The organism is Chryseobacterium indologenes, from assembly GCF_018362995.1.
Taxonomy (GTDB): Bacteria; Bacteroidota; Bacteroidia; order Flavobacteriales; family Weeksellaceae; genus Chryseobacterium; species Chryseobacterium indologenes_G.
Genome location: NZ_CP074372.1, coordinates 3,163,564 through 3,185,358 on the forward strand (window position 1 = coordinate 3,163,564; position 21,795 = coordinate 3,185,358).

A 21,795-nucleotide genomic window follows, 5' to 3' on the forward strand; every position below is an offset into this window, starting at 1 on the left:
ATAAACGTTGTTACATTTAAAATTCTATATTTGTTTTTTTTTATGAATTCAAATTTTTATTAACCAACCAAAAAAACACAATGATTAAAAAAGTTTTTGTAATTCTTATTACAAGTATTATTGCTCTATCATGCAATAATGAACAGGATAATACTAATACTCCTGAACAGGCAGAAATGAATGAAATTCAACGGCTTTATAATGAAGCAAAGACCGTGGACAAAGAAATAACAATATGGGGAGGTGGAGATGCACCTGGTCGGTTAGATTGGATAAGAAATGAATGGGAGAAAGATTTTCCCGATATTAAAATAAATGTAAGAGTAGATCTTTCAAAATTTTTAGATGCAGAGGTTGACCAACAGCTTGCTAGCAATACATTAGTCCCAGATGTTGTACAATTACAGACTGTTCACGATTTCCATCGTTGGAAAAGTGAAGGTGTTCTTGAAAATTTCAAACCATTCGGGGGAGAGCAGATTCCCAATAACATAAAAGATCCAGATGGTGCATTTACCCCAGTCTATATGGTAACATTTGCCATGATCGCCAACAGATCACTTGTACCGAATATACCTCAGTCCTATGCAGATTTATTAACTCCTCAATATAAAAACAATCTGATATTAACCTATCCTCATGACGATGATGCTGTCTTATATCTTTATAAGAAAATTGTAGATCAATATGGCTGGGAATATATTGATAAGCTTATTCATCAAAAACCTCAATGGATAAGAGGAACCGCAGCACCAACTGCTCAAGTAAGAAAAGGAAACAAGCTCGCCACTATGGGAACTGCAGGTATTTTTGATAAATCTTTAGACGGAGGAGCACAGGTAGTACTTCCTGTGAAAGATCATTTTTTAACATGGGCACAAACGGGAGCCATCTTCAAAACCACGAAGCACAAAGCTGCCGCCAAGCTGTACATGACATGGATCCTTTCTAAAAAAATGCAGGGATTATGGGGAGAATGGTCAGTAAGAGATGATATGCCTGATAAAGCAGAGTACAAAAGTTACAAAACCTATCCAAATACTTCTCCAACTGAATTTATCAATTTTATGCTAGATAGAGATGCACTTAATAATTTTTCAAAGCAGATAGAAGCCAAAATAGGTCCTGTACAAGGAGGCTCCCCATTAACAGATCCTGCAATTCTCGAGCTTTTATAATTCTATTAAATAGATAACAAAAAAGTCCCGATCTATCGGGACTTTTATTCTTTGAATGAGCTTTTCAACTATTCATTGGCTCCGAAGCTTTCAAAATAGAAATCGGTAAGATTGGTAACAATCTCATCGGGACTTCCGTTCCAATAATATATTTTATCGCCTTCTTTAAGTTCGTAAAGCGTAAAATTTTGGTCGGTTGTTACTGTTTTATCAGCATTCTTAAAATCCTGAACTGCCTGAATAAGATACTTTTTAAGATCTTCAGCTTTTATTTTATTCAGATCACCTTTTGGTCCCGAGGTTAGCTTTGAAGGAACAAGGAAGCTTACAGAATAATTTATTTCTGCAATTTTTTGTCCTTCAACATATTCATTCGGAACAACTTTTACATTTTTAACAGTCAGTTTACCTGTTTTAAAATTTCCAAACATTGCGGTGAAATATTCCTCCGCCTCTTTTTTACATGCAGCGGCTGTTGCTTTAGGGAAAGCAGACAGAAAATTCTCTACGCTGCCATTCATCATTTCTTTTGAGGTTTCTTTAAAATCTACCTGGTAAGCATTCTGTCCTTCTACTGTCGGTTTCAGGTAATCATTCAGCTTATTCAATGACGCTTCGTCATTATTTACAAAAGTTCCGAAAAATAATTCAAAAGCTTCTTTAGGTTTCTTCACTTCAGTTTGAGCGATAAGTTGCTGCCCCATCATGGTAAGCAGCAGGAAAATAATTTTGTAGTTTTTCATAGTTGATATTTTTACATTTAGTCATTTGAAAAAACAAAGCCCCTGAAGGATCAGAGGCTTTATTTTTATTTGTTTTAATTTTAATAATTTTCTTCTTCTCCCTTCATTTTCTCTGCATTTTCCGCCATGATTACGGCATCAATCATTTCAGAAATATCTCCGTTCATATAAGCGTCCAGATTGTACATAGACTTATTGATTCTGTGGTCTGTAACTCTACCTTGCGGGTAATTGTACGTTTTAATTTTTGCAGAACGGTCACCGGTAGAAACCATAGATTTACGTTGTGCGGCAATATCTCCCTGTACTTTCTGCAATTCGATATCGTATAATTTTGTTCTTAGCATTTCCATTGCCAACTCACGGTTAGCCAGCTGAGAACGAGCCTGTTGACAAACCACAACAAGTCCTGACGGTTTGTGGGTAAGCTGAACTTTCGTTTCAACCTTGTTTACGTTCTGACCTCCGGCACCTCCTGAACGGGAAGTCTGCATTTCAATATCAGCAGGATTCAGTTCAAAATCTACTTCTTCAGCTTCCGGAAGAACAGCAATGGTAATGGCAGAAGTGTGTACTCTTCCCTGAGATTCTGTTTCAGGTACACGCTGTACACGGTGAACTCCGGACTCGAATTTCATGATTCCGTAAACTCCTTCTCCTTCCACTTTCATGATCAATTCTTTGTATCCTTTTGCTGCTTCGTTAGAATCTGTCACTTCATGTCTCCATCCTTTTGTTTTGAAATACATGGTATACATTCTGTAGATATCTTCTACGAAAATAGCCGCTTCATCACCACCTGTTCCGGCACGTAATTCTACGATAACGTTTTTGTCATCGGCAGGGTCTTTAGGAATCAGTAATACTTTCAGCTCTTCTTCCAATCCCGGAAGTTTAGCCTGAGCTTCCAGCTTTTCTTCTTTAGCCAGATCTACCAGATCTCTGTCTGATCCGTCTGCAATGATCTCTTCAGATTCTGCAATACTGTCCAGGGCCCCTTTGTACTGATCGTAAACTCTTACAATTTTTCCCAAATCACTATATTCTTTGTTCAAAGAAGAATATCTTTTTTGGTCTGAAATGACATCAGGCTGTATAATAAGGTCTGCAACCTCATTATATCTTTGTTTTATAGCTTCTAATTTTGGAATTAATGATTTAGACATTGTAGAAATTTTGTGGGTGCAAAGATAAGGATTATTAATTCAAAATTAAAATTACTGATGATCATAAATTTTTGAGCATTAGGGATAAAGGGAGCAAAACTGTAAAAAGGTGGATTTCCAAATTTCCCTGTCAGTATTTCTGTACAGTTAAGACTTGCTCTGATATTGTTTAGAAAGTCTCCAGTCAACCCAATATAAAACAATTCCTACTGCAATAATCCCCACTCCTATAAGGCTTTCTTTAGGATTATGAATAAAAGTAAAATAGAGAATATAGATGCTGAACAATAGAAAAACAACCGGAAAAATATGGAAAGCGTTCGACTTAAAAATTTTCCTGTCTTTTTTCTTCAGGAAGAAAACGGTAGAAATTGCCAGACTCGCAAAAAGCTGTAAAATAAAAGCGGTGTAAACAAAAATTTCTTTAAAACTTCCCGTTAGAATAATAACCGTCGCAATGACTGCATGGGCAAAAATGGCTCTTACAGGAATTCCTCTTGAATTGCCTGCTGATAATGGCTTCCAAATGTAGGTATGTTTTGCAAAAGCCTGTGTCAACCTTGAACCAACCCATAAATATCCGCTAATTGTTGCAACCAGCTGCAAAGCAATAAAAACGTTGACAATCTTTCCAAAAGCAGGACCTAACATATTGACAGCCGCTTCACCCATCACATCTTCTTTTCCCGCCAGCTGACTTACAGGGGCGTGTTTCAGCATAATATAATTCACCAGAATATAGCTTACCGTCACGAAAACGGTTCCAATGATCAAAGATTTGGGAAGGTTTTTCTGAACGTCCCTTATTTCTCCCGCAATATAAGAAGCTGAGTTCCAGCCTGTGTAGGAATAGGTAACAAATACAAGAGAAGTAGCAAATGCAGGAAGCATGATCTCATTCTGCCAGCTGTCACTGAAATTCAAACTGTTGCCAAACTGTGGAGATTCTGAAAGTCCAACGCCAAGGATGATCAGGACAATTATAAAGGCTATTTTAATGAAGGTGAAAAAGTTATGAAATCTGCTGGATGTTTTTAAGCTGAATGATAATGAAACTGCCACGAGAAAAATAGCGGCAATCGCAAAACCGTTTCCAAAGGTATAATCAAATACGGAAAGATATTTTGACATGGCCAATGCTGCCAGTGCGACAGGAGAGGAAAACCCAATAATCAGAGAAACCCAGCTTATCAGATATCCAAACAAAGGATGATAGGTTTCTTTAAGATAGATAAAATCGCCTCCGTTCCCTTTGAAATGTGAACCTAATTCGGCATAGCAAAAAGCCCCGAACAAAGCAAGAATTCCCCCGATGGCCCATAACAGGAAAATACTGTAGGTATTGGTAATATCAGATAACTGAAATCCCAGCGTTGTAAAAATCCCGGTTCCTATCATATTGGAAACGACAATTGCAGCGGCTGTTTTCCAGCCAATCTGATGTGAGGTAGTACTCATTTAATGATTAAAAGTTAAAATTAAGTCTTCCGAAGAAATAATTCCCCAGTGTTCCCATCTGAACCGGTGCATATTTGAATACTCCATAGTATGAATTTTCATAAATCTGGCGATCCGGAAAGACATCAAATACATTATTGGCTCCTACCGTAAGGTTGATACTTTTTGTGATATCATAGCCAACGCTGATGTCAGTCACTACTTTTGGGGAAAATTCCTGTACTCCTCCAAATGGATAACCATCTCTTATTACTTTACCAAAATAAGTATTTCTTACGAGAAAATTGAATTTCCCGATTCCATAATTTAATCCTAATGAAGCCTTGGTTTTTGGAGACAGTGTTTCAATGATATTGATCTGATCGGGACCAAAAAACTGATCCTGAGGTGTTCCTAAGTTTTCAGGAAAATGGAAATCTGTAATTTTTGTTTCTGTGTAATTTCCGGCAAGATTCATATTCAATTTTCCATTCCCGAGAATCCAATCATAAGAAACCACTACATCTACTCCTTTTGTTTCTGTATCAATAGCATTGGCGAAAAATCTTCCGCTTTCTACCTTAAACTGGTCTAACCTTGAATCTGTAATATTGCTGGTAACCACAATTCTGTCTTTCACTTTAATCCAGTATCCATCTATGGTGATCGTCAAGTTGTTTAAAGGTTTCAGCGTAAATCCAGCACTCGCATTGATAGAAGTTTCCTGTTTGAGCTTATCAAATCCAAGAATTCTGGCAGCTTCACTATCGTTACTGAATATTCCTTTGGTAACAATCTTTGAGCCGGAAGTAGAGATATCCGCGTATGAGTTATTGAAATACTGCTGCTGAAGCGAAGGCGCTCTGAACCCCGTTCCAACCGCTGCTCTTATTGCATAATTTTTTACGAACTCATATCGGACGGCAAGCTTTCCATTCAAGGTATTTCCGAAATCTGAATAATTTTCAAATCTGGCAGCCGCATCAATATTCAGTTTTTTATCTAAATCATACGAAACATCCGCATACACGGCCGTTGAATGTCTGTCTTTTTTCAAGGCATTGTTTGGAGAAAATCCGATAAAGGATTGAGAACCACCTGCACCAAGCACTGTCGATCCTTCAGTGGCAACATTTCCATTGATGTCATATTGGGTATAAGAAGCTTCATCCCCAGCTTTGATCTGGTATTGTTCAAATCTGAATTCTCCCCCGAAAGCAATATTGAATTGTTTTATATTTTTTGAAACATCAAGATTAACAGTATTCTGAAGGAAGCTATGGGCTCCTGCATAAAACCGGGTTGGAGATTTTGCTCCCAGGGAAGCATTATTGGTATTGCTTACGTTATAATTGAAGGTATTGCTGCCGAATGTATTACTTATGTCAAACAGCCAGTCATTGACATTATATTTTGCACCTACAGCATAGGAAATATCATATACCTGAGATCCAAGAGTGGCCTGAAAACCATTCGGATAAATGGATGAAACTACATTAGACTTTTCGCTCGGCAGTCTTCTGAAACCAAAGCCTTTTCCTTCTTTAATACTAAAGCCTCCGAAAGAATATACTTTAAAATTATCATTAAAAGGGTATTCTGAATTGAAAAACAACTGTCCCTGTCTAATTTGGGCATCTCCGATCTGAAAATTGAAATCATCACGGGTTAATCCTCTTTTTTCAATTTCTGCATCATCCGCAGCTCTGGCAGCTTTTACGGCTTCAGCGTCACCTGCAAATTCATAAGCGAAATTATCTCCGAAAATATCTAAATCGTGATTTTGAGTTCTAGTAGTTTTTCCTCTGTGGCTTAACTGCAGGGAAAGGTTGATATACCCGTCTTTTTTTCCTAATGAAGTTCCGTAATTGACTCCCGCCTGGTAAGTGTCTCCATCATTTCTCCCGGTCAATCCGTAAGTAAGGCTTGCTGAAGCTCCTGCATTTTTTTTAAGAATAATATTGATTACTCCTGCAATGGCATCAGACCCGTATTGTGCTGCTGCACCGTCTCTTAACACTTCTATTCTGTCAATAGCAATGACAGGAATTGTGCTCAGATCTGTTCCTACAGAACCGTTTCCCACGGTATTCTGATAGTTGACCAAAGAGGTTGTATGTCTTCTTTTCCCGTTAAGCAATACGAGAACCTGGTCGGGACCCATTCCTCTTAAAGTTACAGGATCAATATGTTCTGTACCATCAGAAGCAGACTGCCTCACTGCATTAAAGGATGGGATCACATAATTCAGAAGATCCTGAGCCGTCATTTGCGGAGAACTCCTTTGGATTTTGTCAATATTGATAACATCTACAGGAACCGGTGTTTCCAGTTTTGTTCTTTTGACATTACGGTTTCCAACGATGATAATATCTTCGATTTGTTTTCCTTTTTCCTCGTTTTCCTGAGCAGCAGCCAAAACGGCCCCAAGCAATAATACCGCTGTACTTAATTTTTTCATTTTTGTTCTTGCCAATTAATAATAACAGTCTGACGGATATTTCCGCAGATATACAAGACTTCAAGAAATGGAATTCATATAAGAATATTGACTTCACTTATCTCCCCCTCAGGGTTGGAATTAGCACCTTTACACTTCTGGAATCATGCAGGTTGCTAAGGTTTCTTTGGGCCAAATCCCTCCACCTTTCTTGATAAATCTACTGCAAAAGTAGACTAATTTTTTAAATATACAAAAAAGCAGATCTGCTGTACTGCAAATCTGCTTTATTATTTTATAGAACTTGTGTAAAGTTTTATTTTTGAAACATTAAGATGATATTAAGACGATAAGAGTATTAAGATAAGCTTCGCTTTAAGCTTAAAAATCAGAATGATTCATCTTAACTACACTTTATTTCTTAAATCCTTCTTAATGGTTTTAATATATTCAACATTTTTATAAGTCTAAACAACTTCATAGTTTATTTTTATTTGATCATCATCTTTTGAATGGCAGTTCCTGTTTCCGATTTCAGCTGAACCAGATAAGTTCCTGCAGGATAGCTGACTTTCATTTCATAAGTTCCGTTTTCTTTATTTAGCTTGAATGAATCCAGCTTTTTACCGGTCATATCAAAAATCAAAATTTCTCCGTTTTTCGCTTTATTAAAAATTAATTTTGCGACTCCGTTTTGTATCGGATTATCCGCAATCTGAAGCGATAATTTATGTACAGCGTTTGGATCTGTTGTTGACAGAGTACCTGCATAATTTCCGAAAATTCTGAACTCTCCCGGCTGTAAAGTTATCGGAGTTGTGGTAGAAGCTACATTCAGGATATTATCATCCATCAGATTCTGCCATTGCCCTGTGTAAGGAAAGTAAGGAACAACATTTTTTGCAGAGGTATCATAATTAGCCAATACCACTACATTTTTTATTCCGGTTGTTATAGCCTGATCATACAGATAAATTCTCGTAATCAATCCATTTGGATCATTAGTCAGGTTATTGGATTCTATACTGTACGTTTTAGTTTTAAAAATCTGATGGGTATTTCTGATCGTAATTATTTTAGCCCATGTATCATACACGGCTTTTCTGTTTACGTTTGTATCATAGTTTAAAGTGAATGCAACAGGCTTTTCATCGGTTCTGCACCCGTTGTTGATGGTACCATCCGCACATCTGTTGATACTGAACTCATATCCTAATTCCCCAAACTGCCAGATCATTTTCGGGCCGGGAATGGTAAAGAAAGTCGCTCCGAAAGTCTTCATTCTTTCAAGAGCAGTATTAAGATTTTTAACATCATAACTTCCATTAACAGCTCCGTAAGCAAGGTTTTTAAACATCAGCCTTTCTTCATCATGGCTTTCTCCATACCCTACAGCGCGCATATTGGTAAAACCATGAAGGCTATGATTCATTCTGTCATAATTACTGTTGTCTTTATATCCCATGGTATTCTGGTTATAAGGATCGGTTTGTTTATTCCAAAGCATCACTCCCTTTCCTTCTGCTACTCTGTAGTTTGCCCATTGCTGCTCTTCTGCATCCGTTCCCAGGTGTTCAAAGATCATATATGAATTGGGATCAATTGCCCATTGCCTGTCTGCATAATGTTTCATAATGTCAACCCTGTCCTGCTGATAAGCATTGGTACAGGCTTCATCATTTTCAGAGCAGCTTTGGGTAAATCCTTTGGTTAAATCCCAGCGGAATCCGTCAATGTGATACTCTGTCAGCCATTGCTGAAGACATCTTTCAACGTAATATTGAGTTGAAGGGCTTGTATGATTAAAATCGTTAAATACATTGTATGAATGTTTCGGAACCTGATTGAAATAAGGGTTGTCTGCAGCCACATTTCCATAGCCATCACCATCCGGATCTATATTCCAGAGCCTTACCAGGGGTGAACGTCCTGTTGCGTGGTTAAATGCAACATCCAGAATAACCGCAATTCCATTCTGGTGGCACAGGTCTACAAATTCTTTGAATTTTTCAGGAGTTCCATAGGCTTTATCCAGTGCATAATGGAAAGAGGTGTTGTAACCCCATGAAAGATTGCCATCAAATTCCATGATGGGAAGTAATTCTATTGCATTGATCTTTAGGTTTTTTAAATAAGAAATTTTATTAATCAATGACTGCCAGTTCTTTTCCTGTGTGAAATCTCTCAATAATAATTCATAGACCACCAGATCTTCTTTCGCTGGTCGTTGAAAATTGGTTGTCTGCCAGTTATAAGCGGCCTGACCAGTTTTAAATGTTGAAACTTCAAACCCTTGGCCGGCAGGAAATGCTGGTAGATTTGGATAGGTTGAAGCTGAAATCCAAGCATCATCATAAGAAGATAAAATCTGTGGTGAATAAGGGTCTGCCACTTTTCTCAGATCATTTGTTCTGTACTGGAAAGTATAGAGTTGCTGAGGAGTCAGGCCAATTAACTCAATCCAATAAAGATCCGGATTTGTAGTATCTCTCTTCATTAAATATGTGTCATTCACCATCCAGTTATTAAAACTTCCGATGACATGTACAAAACTTTTGCCCGGTGCATATAATGCAAGCCCTACCTTGGTCTGATCTGTCGGATGATAATTAATCCCCTGTTTAATCCAGTTTGGAATGGCTTCTGAAACAACATTTCTTGGAACCTGTAAAATGAATGTTGCAGCTTTAGAATTGGTTCCCTGGGTCGCAACAAGTTCCATACTGGCATCCTGAGTAACGGTATAACTATAAGAATAAGACTGTGAAGGAGTTGTCGTTGAGTTGACAACAATTCCGTTTGCTTTTAGCTGAAATGTTGCGTTGGTATTTGTCGCAGCTGTAATATTGATAGCATTTCCTACCGGAACAGAAGTCAGGCTATTAGCCAGCGGATTGGTAAGATTTAAGCTTAAAGTACCCACATTCACAAATATGTCCGGAGAGGTCTGATGGGATCCTGTTTTATCTTTCAATAAAAATCCAAACCTTCCGATTCCTGTTCTTCCATAAAAAGAAGTGGGTGTAAAAGTGAGTGAATAACTGTCTGTTGCTGCATTATAATTCAGCTTATTCAGATCATTGGAATTGTTCCAGCTTCCATTGGTAGGACAATCCTGGCTGTTCTGATAATTGGTATCAAAAGACCATGTCCAGATATAAATGGCATTATTGGAAACTCCCCATGCAGACTCATCAATCTGATCTCCGGGAACAGTAAGGGTAACAGCATCTGTCTCGTTGAATGGATTTGGACTGATGGAGTAATTGATCTGTCCAAAAACAGCCATTGCAATCAACAGAAAAACAACGGAATAAAGCTTTTTCATTTCTTATTTTTTATCGAATATAGTATAAATTTTTCTTCATAACGAGTATTCTTGTCCACTCAGCATCAAATATTTCAATTTTCCGGGGAAAAAATAAATTAAAAAAAGGCTCATGAAAATTTCATGAGCCTCCCAATAAAAGTAATTGTAATGAACTATTTTTTGGACGAAAATCTTTCTTATTGCAATTCTGTTAGTCTTTTATAATCTTTTTAGAAACGGATTGTCTGTTCTTTAATTTTAATTCCACGATATATAACCCGGAAGGAAGTTCAGTCATATTGATCTGATGATCTGAGAACTGTGCATTCATTTTTTGTCCTACTGCATTAACAACGTTTACTTTGTCAATCGCAGAGTCTGATTTCACAGTAAGAATTCCTTTCGTTGGATTAGGATACATTCCTGTTACTGCGTTATTCAACCTGATATCTGAAGTACCTAAAGAAGATGAAGGTTTAATACATCTTACTGAAGACCCCTGTCCTCTCATAGCTCCAGCCGATGGATTGGCAATAGTTGATCCGATATACAGATACTTCGCCCCTAAACTTGATGTATCTGAACTCCAGAAATATCCTCTCTGGCCTACGAAAGTAAAGTTCCCGTCACTGGAGCTTCTGTATCCTCCTGCCGGTAATTTAAGATTGCTGCTGTAAGCTGTTGCCGGGTTACCGATACCTTCAGCTCCTATTAAAATCGTCCAATCTGCCTGTGAAGGCATTTTCCAGTCCGCTCCTATAGCTTTACATGGATCTACCCCAGTAGAGGCATTAGCTTGTGAAGCTGTTACTCCATTCCATGTGTCTGAACCTGCAAAACCTGCCCACCATGCCGGAGATCCTGCAATATATGCGCCTCCCACAGTACCAATTCCTTCCGGTGTATTAGGTGAAGGCGCTTGTGCTGTCTGTGAATTTCTAAGCTGGTGTCCATCGTCCCATCTACCCCATTGGAAAAGATCTCCATATGAATTCGCGTCTGCTATTGATGAAGCAACCTGTGTGCTTCCAAGGTTCTGCTGAAGCCAGATTTTTCCGTCAGCACCTCTTACCGTGGAATAAGCAACCTGCTGACCACGATACATAAAACTTACACAACCTACATCTCCTGCATTGGTTCCGGGGTCTGTATTGCTACATGTCTGAGGATTTAACGTCAGAGAAATTCTTTTCACTTTTGTAGTATTTTCAGAATAAGCAAGGACAAGATAATTGTTTGCCTTATCTATAGCAAGATCGTTGTATTTAGCTTCACCATCAGAGACAAAGTCACCTCCGAAAGCAACCCAGTTTTGTGAATCGTCTAATTTATAAACCGTGTTTCTCAGGAAATTGTCATTTTCAAAACGGCTGGCAACCACATATGGCTTCCCGGATTCTGTCACTGCCAAAGCTACATGCTGAACTTTTCCGTCTGAAAAATTAGCATTTCCAACCTGAACCCAAGAGTTTCCGTCAAACTTTTTAACATTCAGTTTTCTGCCGCCTCCTGAATTTGAAACATAGGCTACATAAATCGTATTAGATCCATCCAAAGCGATATCGGCATTGTATTGTTCTCCTGAAGAAGAAGCATCTGCAGCAGCACCTCCTACCAGATTCCAGTTTTGTGAAGGGCCTGCACCAGTACTGTTCTGATATACTTTTAAACCTCCGGAAACATTACATGTATACACCATATCATTGGTTCCAATCACCATTTCTGCAAATTCGGCACCTCCTGAAAAACCGGCATTTCCTACCTGTTCCCATGCACCTGCAGCATATCTTTTCACAGTTCCGGAGCCATAAGATCCATAAGTAAATATAATATTATCAGAAGATACTGCAGAAGCCTGATAATTTACAGAACTGTCTGTAGCATTGGGAAGCTGAGACCATAAGGATCCGGTATACAGACGAACTTCCATCCCTGACTCCGGATAACCAAGCTGATTGGTATAATAAAGGCTGTTTCCATTAGAACTTATAGACAATGAATTATAAGTTGCTGTTCCTGTTGTAACTCCCGCACTTCCTCCTAAATATGACCATGAATTCCCGTTAAATTTCTGAACAGAACCTTTGGCTACGGAAACATCATAATATGAGAGATAATAATTTCCTGAGTTGTCAATAACTAAATTGTTAAAGCTGCTTCCTCCTGCCGATACATCCTGAACGCCTCCAACATTTTCCCATTGCTGAGCATACAGGCAGCTTCCGGCAATCGTCAGCAACGATAGTCCCGTTCTGATTTTCTGTATTGCAAAATGTAAATCTCTAAACATATAAAATATTATTTTTAATTATTCTAAATTTAATTTAATTTTGCACAAAAGTACCTCACTTAATTAACCCCGAGTTATCATTTACGAACTTTTGGTTATCCTGTGAAGGACTTTTACCCTTAAGTAGTTGTACCATGGCTGTAAAAATGTGTTGTATGAGGAAATCATCTAAAAGTGGACTTTTGTTCAGATCCGAAGACATCAAAATTATCATGCAGGAAGATCTTAGCCCTGATCAAACCTTCAAATCTCATATGCTGGAAGGGAAGGCAAGCTTTAATCTTCTTTTTTTGTTAAGTGATTATATCAATTTGGAAGCACATGACTGCGGAACGAAATTTTATTTTAAGAAAAATCAATACATCCTCCATTATTCGTCCCAAGAAAGTACTGCCGAGCTATGGACAGAAAACCAGGAAGTTCTGAAATTTCTTCACATACAGATCAATTATCAATATATTTTCAACCTCATCAACCCGGATCTCAACCGTGAGAATGCAGAAATTCTGGAAAACATGACTCACAATAATTTCATATTTCTTCATAAAGAAACACCGCCGGATATGACCGTCGAAATGCATATGATCGTAAAGGAAATTCTGGGGTATACCAAAAAGGGAATTATGCAGAAGCTATTTATAGAAGCCAAGATCATCAAACTTCTTATTCTGATTTTTGAGCAGTTCAATGAGAAAAATATTCTGGAATCTAATCCTAAAACTCCTGAAATGATCAGAAAATTCATTGATGAAAATTACCACAGGAATATAAAAGCGGAAGAAATTGGAAAATATATGGGGATGAATCAAAGCATCATCAGAAAGGAATTCAAAGCTCAGTATCATACAACGATTGCTCATTACATATCGGAACTCAGAATGCTGAAGGCAAAGAAACTGATTACTAACAAAGAGATTATGATCAAAGAAATCGCTATTGAATGCGGTTATGAATATCTTCAAAACTTTACCCGGGCTTTTAAAAAGAAATTTGGAGTGTCTCCGGAAAGCCTCAGGAATAATAAATAGAAAAACCGCCTAACGAATTAAGCGGTTTTGTATATGTTGTTTTGCTTTGATATTACTTTTTCAGAATTCAGGTGAAAAAGCAATGACAATCAATTAATGATGATGTCCGTGATCGTGAAGGAAAGGTCCGTTTCCTTTAGGCTCGTTATAGATAACTTCTACACCTTCCTGCTCAGTAATAAGCTTTCTTCTGATATCTTCAGGATCGAAAGGCTTTACTTTTCCGAAATACTCTTTCAAACCTTCAGTTAGCCACATTGGGATTACTAATCCGAAGAACATAAAAATACACCAGAATCCCACTAAGAACATAGTGATGAAGAAAATAGTCCAAAGGAACTGGTAGAATGGCCAAAATGCTGATAATATCGTTATCATTCTCTTTAAGATTTTAGGCAAAAATAAAGCTTTTTTCTTTTTTACACAAAAGATCAGTGCTCTATTTTATTATTTATTTTCATTTTAAACTAATTAGTGAGCAAGATTTGCGAAGAAATCATTGCCTTTATCATCGGAAATAATGAATGCAGGGAAGTCTTTTACTTCGATTTTTCTTACCGCTTCCATTCCTAATTCCGGGAAGTCTACTACATCTACAGACACAATATTGTCTTTGGCAAGAATAGCAGCCGGCCCTCCGATGGATCCAAGGTAGAAACCTCCGTATTTATGGCAGGCATTGGTAACATCTTTACTTCTGTTTCCTTTTGCCAGCATGATCATGCTTCCACCGTGGCTTTGGAATTCATCTACATAAACGTCCATTCTCCCTGCTGTAGTAGGCCCAAAGCTTCCTGAAGCCATTCCTTCCGGAGTTTTTGCAGGTCCTGCATAATAGATTGGGTGATTTTTGAAATATTCCGGCATTGGTTTACCGCTGTCGATGATTTCTTTAATTTTTGCGTGTGCAATATCTCTTGCTACGATTAATGTTCCGTTTAGTTTCAATCTTGTTTTGATCGGATATTTGGAGAGTTCCGCAAGAATTTCCGGCATTGGTTTATTCAGGTTAATCTCAACCGCTTCTTCTAAGTGTGGAGGAGTATCAGGTAAGAATCTTTTTGGATCCTGCTCCAACTGCTCAAGGAAGATGCCTTCTTTTGTGATTTTCCCTTTGATATTTCTGTCCGCAGAACAAGAAACACCCATTCCTACAGGACAAGATGCAGCGTGTCTCGGAAGTCTGATCACTCTTACATCATGAGTAAGATATTTTCCTCCAAACTGAGCTCCGATAGCACTTTCCTGGCAGATTTTCTGTACTTTTGCTTCCCATTCAAGATCTCTGAATGCCTGTCCGGCCTCATTTCCTTCTGTTGGAAGATGGTCATAGTATTTTGCCGAAGCTTTTTTCACTGCCGCAAGGTTGGCTTCTGCAGAAGTTCCTCCAATTACCAATGCTAAGTGATAAGGTGGGCATGCCGCTGTTCCAAGGTCTGAAATTCTTTCTTTAACGAACTCTTCAAGAGACTTTTCGTTCAATAAAGATTTCGTCTTTTGGTATAAGAATGTTTTATTGGCTGAACCTCCTCCTTTTGTTAAGAATAAAAATTCGTAATAATCTCCTTTTTTGGCATAGATATCAATCTGTGCAGGAAGGTTAGATCCTGAATTCTTCTCATCAAACATGGTCAAAGGAACTACCTGAGAATATCTTAGGTTTCTTTTCTGATAGGTATTGAAAATTCCTTTGCTCAGGTATTCCCCATCCTCTACTCCTGTATATACATTTTCTCCTTTCTTTCCCATTACGATAGCCGTTCCCGTATCCTGGCATGAAGGAAGAGCTCCCTCAACGGCTACTGCAGCGTTTTGTAAAAGGTTATAAGCAACGAATCTGTCATTATCTGTAGCTTCAGGATCATCAATGATTCTTCTAAGGCTTTCCAGGTGTGAAGAACGAAGCATGAAAGAAACATCTGCCATAGCTTCTTCAGCTAATAGTTCCAGTCCTTTCGGATCAATTGTTAAAATTTCTCTGTCACCCAGTTTTTCAACCTTTACATAATCTGATGTAAGCTTCTTATACACCGTATCATCTTTCTGAATTGGATACGGATCCTGATATCTAAAGTCCATTCAATTTTTGTTTGTGCAAAAATACGGCTCATTAAAAAAATATGAGTAAAATCAGTCATTTAAATTGATATTTATAATGATTATAAATTGGAGGTTTGTGAGTTTATAAGTACCTTTATAGAAAGTTATTGTAATAGTAAAAGATTTAAAAATTACATAATTCAATTGAATGAAAAATATATTAATTATTTTTTTCTGTCTCGTATTGTACAGTAACAGCTTTGGTCAGTGTGAAAGTACAATACAGCTTTCGGGAACTTGGACCGGAGAAATTGAAGACCATCCAATTAAGTTTGAGATTTTGGAAAAAACGCCTGATTCGGTTACGTTTTCATTCATCAATTTTCAAAATGAGAAGTTTACAATTCTAAAATCTGATGTAACAGCTAATGAAAAAAATGAATTTGTTATCCATATTAAAGAAGCCAAATTCTCTTCACCACGTTACGAGAATTGTATCTTTTCTACAGGAGACATAATACTTTCAGACGTTTCTCAAAACAAGATGAAATTAAATTTAAAATCAGTTGGTCCTACATGTTTTATAAGCTATGATGTGTTAATGAATATGAATGACATAAAGGATCTCACTTTAACAAAAGAAAAATCAAATAAATAATATGAATTACAGAATAGAAAAAGACACCATGGGAGAAGTGCAGGTACCTGCAGACAAACTTTGGGGCGCACAGACGGAACGTTCCAGAAACAATTTTAAAATAGGACCTGAAGGTTCAATGCCGCATGAGATTATTGAAGCTTTTGCTTATCTGAAAAAGGCTGCAGCGTATACCAATACAGATCTGGGTATACTTCCTGCTGAAAAAAGAGACATGATCGCCAAGGTATGTGATGAAATTCTGGATGGAAAACTTAACGACCAGTTTCCTTTGGTGATCTGGCAGACGGGTTCCGGAACACAATCGAACATGAATGTCAATGAAGTAATTTCAAACAGAGCTCACGTCAACAACGGCGGAACATTAGGTGAAAAATCTGAAATCCACCCGAATGATGACGTCAACAAATCCCAGTCATCCAATGATACCTATCCTACTGCCATGCACATTGCGGCTTACACAAAAGTAGTGGAAGTAACCATTCCGGCGGTAGAGAAACTAAAAAATACGCTGGCTGAAAAATCAAAGGCCTTTAAAGATGTTGTAAAAATCGGGAGAACCCATTTAATGGATGCTACACCGCTTACTCTGGGACAGGAATTTTCCGGATATGTGGCACAACTGGAATTCGGATTGAGAGCTTTAAAAAATACATTACCTCACCTTTCTGAGCTTGCCTTAGGTGGAACAGCTGTAGGTACAGGTTTGAATACCCCTAACGGCTATGATGTAAAAGTGGCTGAATATATTGCTCAGTTTACGAAACATCCTTTTGTTACTGCTGAAAACAAGTTTGAAGCGCTTGCTGCTCATGATGCAATTGTAGAATCTCATGGTGCCTTGAAACAACTTGCGGTTTCTTTGTATAAAATTGCTCAGGATATAAGATTACTGGCATCAGGGCCACGTTCGGGAATCGGGGAAATTCATATTCCTGAAAATGAACCGGGATCTTCTATTATGCCAGGGAAAGTAAATCCAACTCAAAATGAAGCTATGACCATGGTTTGTGCCCAGGTTTTAGGAAATGATACGACAATTTCATTTGCCGGAACTCAGGGGAATTATGAACTGAATGTTTTCAAACCGGTAATGGCTTACAATTTCCTGCAATCTGCCCAATTGATCGCTGATGCATGTATTTCTTTCAATGATCATTGTGCTGTAGGCATTGAACCGAATCATGAGAGAATTAAAGAGCTTGTAGACAAATCATTAATGCTTGTTACCGCTTTAAACACTCATATCGGATACGAAAATGCAGCGAAGATCGCTAAAACAGCTCATAAAAACGGAACAACATTGAAAGAAGAAGCTATTAATCTTGGTCTTTTAACAGCTGAACAATTTGACGAATGGGTAAAACCGGAAGATATGGTAGGAAGTTTAAAGTAAGACTTTTCTACCTCAACCATAATAAAAACTCCGGGAGCTTTTCCGGAGTTTTTAATTTACTATCAATAGTTATTTAATCTAATCCGATGCTTAAACCGAATATTAATGCTTTATCATTTTTAAAATAGCTGTCTTTAAAGAAGTTGCTGAAATCTTTTTTAACAAATACACTGACGCTGTTATAGGAGAAAGTAAGCTGAGCTCCATACACGAAAGGATTTACCTGATAATTTCCGCGGTCTCTGGTTTCTCCGTCATTTCCTTTTACAATATTATTGGTAGACATTTTCACACCACCATATACATTAGCTCCTATTTTAAATCCGGTGTAATAACTTCTGTACTGAACATCCATCCCACCATTTTTAAGCTTGGAAAAGTTATACTGCATACCAAGAGGAACCATAATATACCCGGTTCTCAGCTTGCTTTTATCAAGATTCCCATTATACTGAGCCAAAGCCACCCCTTGATCTGCGTTTCTTGTAAAAAGCATATTGTTATCTGCCCTTACTGTTCTCCACGAAAATCCTAATCCGGAAATAACGGCCCACGGACTTGTTCTGCTGAGCTGATAGTTCAGTTTCAGGCCAAATTCCAGATTGTTGGCATATCCGATGTTTTTATCCAGGTCGTTATCTGGAGAGCTGTTCGTCAGAGTCATGATTCCGTATGAGAAATATCCTGTAAAGCTTCTGCTGGGGCGGAATTTTTTCAACAACTTTTCTTTGAGCTCTTCTTTGGAAGTAACGTCTGTATTCAAAAGTGAATATCTTACCTGTTTCTGAATAACGTCATCCAGATCAAATCCAAGTTCATCAATTCTTTTATCCATCTTCTCAGAATAACGGTCTGCAATCTGAGCTTTCTCCCTGTCAAAATCCGCTTTATCAAGGTTTCTTGCCTGCAAAACGACAAGTTCGTCCTCCATCAATTTTTTCTCTTCCTGAATGATGGTATTGATTTTCGTAGCATATTCTTCTACTTTTTCTTTTACAATTGGGCTTACTTCGGTGTCTTTTTTAGAAGAGAGGTTAATATTCAGTCCCTTCTTCTGTGCATGGAATGATGCTGAAATAGAGCATAGCAGTCCCATTACGATTAATTTCTTGATCATATTATTAATTTTTATTTTTTTACGGATAAATTATCTGGCATTCAAATCAATAGTCGTAGCCACGTTGCTTCCATCTTTTGTTTTTTCAATAACATCTTTATGTTCTACTGAAAAAAGGAGCGTAGAAGGGTCTACATATTTTTTCTTTTTAACCGGAGTTTTCAAAGAATCAGCTTTTGCCAGAAGTTTAGGATTAGAAATCTGAGGTATTTCCGGCTTCTTTACTGTGGATTCTCCGGGAATAAGTTTATTTTGACCTATTGTTACTGCAGAAATCATTTCTTCTTTATCGTGGGAAGGTGTTGTTATCTTTACTTCCTTTTTATCATGATTCTGAGCAGCCAACGGAGCACTATTCTGAACAGTATTTTTTATAATTTCTTCTGAAGTATTTTTTCTTGTTTGCTTTACAATTTCCGGTTGGATTTCTGAAGGCTGATTAAGAAAAAGCAGAACGACTCCTAAACTCAATGTCAACATCAGACATGCAGCCACTAAAAACCAGTTGATTTTTGATTTGGAGCGGTGATTATTGTTGTTCTGAAGATCAATTTCAGACCACAGATCACGTGAAGGAGTAATTTCTCTTTCCTCAATCTGCTTTTTGATGTGACATTCAATATTATCTTTAAACGTTTTCATTTCTCACTTTTTTTTGTTGTTGAAAGTAGATCTTTCTTAATTTTTCTTTTGCTCTGAACAGCTGTGTTTTGCTGACAGTTATTGAAATCTGCAAGGTATCAGCAATTTCCTGATGAGAATACCCTTCCAGCACGTACAGGTTAAAAACCATTCTGTAAGCATCAGGGAGCTGATCCAAAAGGTCCTGTGCATTAAAGTCACAATCAATCTCCGGTTCATGGATATCTTCATGAAAGGATTGGTTGATCTCATCCAGATAGAATACTGTTTTATGGCTTTTGATAAAATTCAGGCATTCATTCACGACAATTCTTCTTGCCCAGCTATCCAGGTTCGACTCTCCTCTGAAGCTTTCTATGTGCTTAAAAATTTTACAGAACGCTTTTATGAGACAATCTTCTGCCTGATATAAATCGCTTACATAGCTTTTGCTTACACTCAGGAATCTCTTTACATTCTGTTCATAGAAAATCTTCTGTGCAGCCGGATCCTGTTTTTTCAGGAGGCTCAACAAATCATTCTTTTTATTTCCGAACAAAAGTTTCATGCTTATGCTGTTTCTATACTAAAGACAATTAAAACAAAAAAAGGTTACAATATTTTTGAAAAAAATTTATTTGTAATACTCAACAAAATAAAAAAAGCTGCCTCAGATTGAGACAGCCTTTTCTATTTTATCCTGAGAATTCATCCAGCATATTTCTGGTAGGAACAAAGAAAAGCGTTCCTGTAACTGCTGTACTGAAATCTAAAATTCTGTCATAATTTCCCGGAGGATCACCAATAAACATTTGGGTCAACATTTTTTTAGTTGTCGAAAATGTACTTGAATAGGCAATAAAATAGGTTCCAAACTCATTTGTGGAAGGATTTCCGAATGGCATATTATCTCTTACAATTTTCAATTCTTCCCCATTCTCCCCTTCAATATTGGCTAAAGCAATATGTGAGTTGGAAGGCTTTACATCATCAGACATTTCAATATCATTTTCTTTTGATCTTCCGATTACTTTTTCCTGATCTTCTGTGGAAAGCCCTTTCCAGGCATCCATATTGTGAAGGTATTTCTGAACAAAAAGGTAGCTTCCTCCTTTGTACTGAAGATCTTCATCTCCTATTTTTGCAAAATAATCACGGTCCTCACCATGCGGATTTTCAGTTCCGTCTACAAAGCCAAGAATGGAACGCGCATCCCAATATTTGAATCCATGGATTTCCAGAATACTTTCGGCCACTGAACTCAATAGCTTTGATATTTCAACAGCCATATCGAAAATCAGGCTTTTATTATCAGCTCTCAAATGAAAATGAAGATCTCCGGGAGTGGAAACTGCCGTGTGTTTTATTCCTTTTATTTCTTCAAAATTGATTAACTCCTTTGGCGGTGGTGTCGGAAGTTCCAGTTTTCTCCATGCCTCAGCACCAATTCCCATTACGCAGCTTGCTCTGCTGTCCGGAAAACGGTTGAAAACTGAGTTATTAAGATTTAAAACCAAAGCACACAATTCCTGAAAAACGTCTTTCAGCTGTGGACTGTCATGAAGTTTCCAGACCATGAAAATAGTATTGCTATTTGGATAATCTGTTACATTTTGTGATTCTATCGTATTCATACCTCTTTTTTTGTGGTATTAAATATCCGAAACAGAAACCTGATCTGCAAAATATTGTTCCAGATCTTTCAATGTTTCCGGATTGGTCTGAATATCTTTTACCAGAAGGCCTTTGTTCACTACCACAATCCTGTTGCAGACTTCCGTTGTATGGGAAAGATCATGGCTGGAAATAAGGAAAGTAACACCATCCTGTTTTGATAATTCTTTGATCAGATTTTTCAATTTGATCTGTGTGGATGGATCGAGGTTGGCAAAAGGCTCATCCAGGATAATAATCTCAGGATTTCCAATAATTGCTCCTACAATTCCTACTTTTTTCTGGTTTCCTTTTGAAAGGTCGCGGACATATTTCCCGGATTTAAGGATTTCTCCATTGAAAAAATCATGAAAAGGCTTCAGAAATTCATCTACTGATGCTTTGTTCTGCCCTCTCAACTCTCCAATGAAGTAAAAATATTCCTCAGGAGTAAGATAGCCGATAAGAAATGTATCGTCTACAAAGGCTGAAACTTTATTTTTCCATGCTTCAGATTCAGCTACTTTAATTCCGTCAATGCTTACAGATCCTGTAGTAGCCTGAATCAGATCCAGCATCAGGCTGAAAAGGGTAGTTTTCCCAGCTCCGTTATTTCCCACGAGGCCAAATGTTTCCCCGTTTGGAATTTCAAGATGTTCGATATTTAGAACCGTTGCCGTTCCGTATGTTTTAGATAAATTTTGTATGTTGATCATGG

General features: G+C 37.6%; 17 protein-coding genes and 1 riboswitch. Of the genes, 4 read left to right on the plus strand and 13 right to left on the minus strand.

Translation table 11 applies throughout. The features are described 5' to 3' along the window. Window positions 1-80 precede the first annotated feature (80 nt). On the plus strand, window positions 81-1,178 hold the full coding sequence (locus DYR29_RS14265; RefSeq protein ID WP_213277395.1) for an ABC transporter substrate-binding protein: 1,098 nt from the start codon (window positions 81-83) through the stop codon (window positions 1,176-1,178). 68 nt (window positions 1,179-1,246) lie between these two features. Here DYR29_RS14265 and DYR29_RS14270 read toward each other — a convergent pair whose 3' ends face one another. The 6 genes from DYR29_RS14270 to DYR29_RS14295 all read right to left on the minus strand — a co-directional run bounded on the left by DYR29_RS14270 (window position 1,247) and on the right by DYR29_RS14295 (window position 12,564). Then, window positions 1,247-1,921: a hypothetical protein gene (locus tag DYR29_RS14270; RefSeq protein ID WP_213277396.1), complete on the minus strand. Its 675-nt coding sequence runs from the start codon at window positions 1,919-1,921 to the stop codon at window positions 1,247-1,249. Between the two features lie 80 nt (window positions 1,922-2,001). Then, window positions 2,002-3,087 carry a peptide chain release factor 1 gene (gene prfA / locus DYR29_RS14275; RefSeq protein WP_047424606.1) on the minus strand — a complete coding sequence of 362 codons (1,086 nt, stop codon included), beginning with the start codon at window positions 3,085-3,087 and terminating at the stop codon, window positions 2,002-2,004. Between the two features lie 147 nt (window positions 3,088-3,234). After that, window positions 3,235-4,545 carry an APC family permease gene (locus DYR29_RS14280; protein ID WP_213277397.1) on the minus strand — a complete coding sequence of 437 codons (1,311 nt, stop codon included), beginning with the start codon at window positions 4,543-4,545 and terminating at the stop codon, window positions 3,235-3,237. A gap of 7 nt (window positions 4,546-4,552) precedes the next feature. Continuing rightward, entirely contained in the window at window positions 4,553-6,985 is a 2,433-nt protein-coding gene (locus tag DYR29_RS14285) for a TonB-dependent receptor plug domain-containing protein (RefSeq protein ID WP_213277398.1), read from the minus strand. Between the two features lie 94 nt (window positions 6,986-7,079). Continuing rightward, window positions 7,080-7,185, minus strand: a riboswitch (SAM riboswitch). 269 nt (window positions 7,186-7,454) lie between these two features. Next, window positions 7,455-10,292 (minus strand): alpha-amylase family glycosyl hydrolase, encoded by a 2,838-nt coding sequence (locus DYR29_RS14290; RefSeq protein WP_213277399.1) that lies wholly within the window; start codon window positions 10,290-10,292, stop codon window positions 7,455-7,457. Window positions 10,293-10,485: 193 nt separating this feature from the next. Next, complete coding sequence (locus DYR29_RS14295) at window positions 10,486-12,564, minus strand: T9SS type A sorting domain-containing protein (protein WP_213277400.1); 2,079 nt, start codon at window positions 12,562-12,564, stop codon at window positions 10,486-10,488. A gap of 155 nt (window positions 12,565-12,719) precedes the next feature. Between DYR29_RS14295 and DYR29_RS14300 the strand changes: the two genes are divergently transcribed. Further along, on the plus strand, window positions 12,720-13,592 hold the full coding sequence (locus DYR29_RS14300; protein ID WP_213277401.1) for a helix-turn-helix domain-containing protein: 873 nt from the start codon (window positions 12,720-12,722) through the stop codon (window positions 13,590-13,592). Between the two features lie 93 nt (window positions 13,593-13,685). Here the strand turns inward: DYR29_RS14300 and DYR29_RS14305 are convergent, their stop codons facing one another. Continuing rightward, entirely contained in the window at window positions 13,686-13,970 is a 285-nt protein-coding gene (locus DYR29_RS14305; protein WP_171006268.1) for a hypothetical protein, read from the minus strand. A gap of 93 nt (window positions 13,971-14,063) precedes the next feature. After that, the gene (locus DYR29_RS14310) at window positions 14,064-15,671 is read right to left on the minus strand and encodes a fumarate hydratase (RefSeq protein ID WP_047377280.1); all 1,608 of its coding nucleotides are present in this window, start codon (window positions 15,669-15,671) and stop codon (window positions 14,064-14,066) included. A gap of 169 nt (window positions 15,672-15,840) precedes the next feature. Between DYR29_RS14310 and DYR29_RS14315 the strand changes: the two genes are divergently transcribed. Both DYR29_RS14315 and fumC read left to right on the plus strand, forming a co-directional pair. Further along, window positions 15,841-16,290, plus strand: coding sequence for a hypothetical protein (locus tag DYR29_RS14315; protein WP_213277402.1), 450 nt, complete (start codon window positions 15,841-15,843; stop codon window positions 16,288-16,290). Window position 16,291: 1 nt separating this feature from the next. Beyond that, complete coding sequence (gene fumC / locus DYR29_RS14320) at window positions 16,292-17,686, plus strand: class II fumarate hydratase (RefSeq protein WP_213277403.1); 1,395 nt, start codon at window positions 16,292-16,294, stop codon at window positions 17,684-17,686. 73 nt (window positions 17,687-17,759) lie between these two features. Here the strand turns inward: fumC and DYR29_RS14325 are convergent, their stop codons facing one another. The 5 genes from DYR29_RS14325 to DYR29_RS14345 form a co-directional block, all read right to left on the minus strand. After that, complete coding sequence (locus tag DYR29_RS14325; protein WP_213277404.1) at window positions 17,760-18,803, minus strand: porin family protein; 1,044 nt, start codon at window positions 18,801-18,803, stop codon at window positions 17,760-17,762. A 30-nt stretch (window positions 18,804-18,833) separates the two neighbouring features. Next, on the minus strand, window positions 18,834-19,445 hold the full coding sequence (locus DYR29_RS14330; RefSeq protein ID WP_213277405.1) for a hypothetical protein: 612 nt from the start codon (window positions 19,443-19,445) through the stop codon (window positions 18,834-18,836). Then, window positions 19,432-19,992 carry an RNA polymerase sigma factor gene (locus DYR29_RS14335; RefSeq protein ID WP_142718799.1) on the minus strand — a complete coding sequence of 187 codons (561 nt, stop codon included), beginning with the start codon at window positions 19,990-19,992 and terminating at the stop codon, window positions 19,432-19,434. The genes DYR29_RS14330 and DYR29_RS14335 overlap by 14 nt, the downstream gene beginning before the upstream one ends. Before the next feature lie 127 nt (window positions 19,993-20,119). Next, window positions 20,120-21,058, minus strand: coding sequence for a Dyp-type peroxidase (locus tag DYR29_RS14340; RefSeq protein WP_213277406.1), 939 nt, complete (start codon window positions 21,056-21,058; stop codon window positions 20,120-20,122). Between the two features lie 18 nt (window positions 21,059-21,076). Next, on the minus strand, window positions 21,077-21,793 hold the full coding sequence (locus tag DYR29_RS14345; RefSeq protein ID WP_047424587.1) for an ABC transporter ATP-binding protein: 717 nt from the start codon (window positions 21,791-21,793) through the stop codon (window positions 21,077-21,079). Window positions 21,794-21,795: the final 2 nt, after the last annotated feature.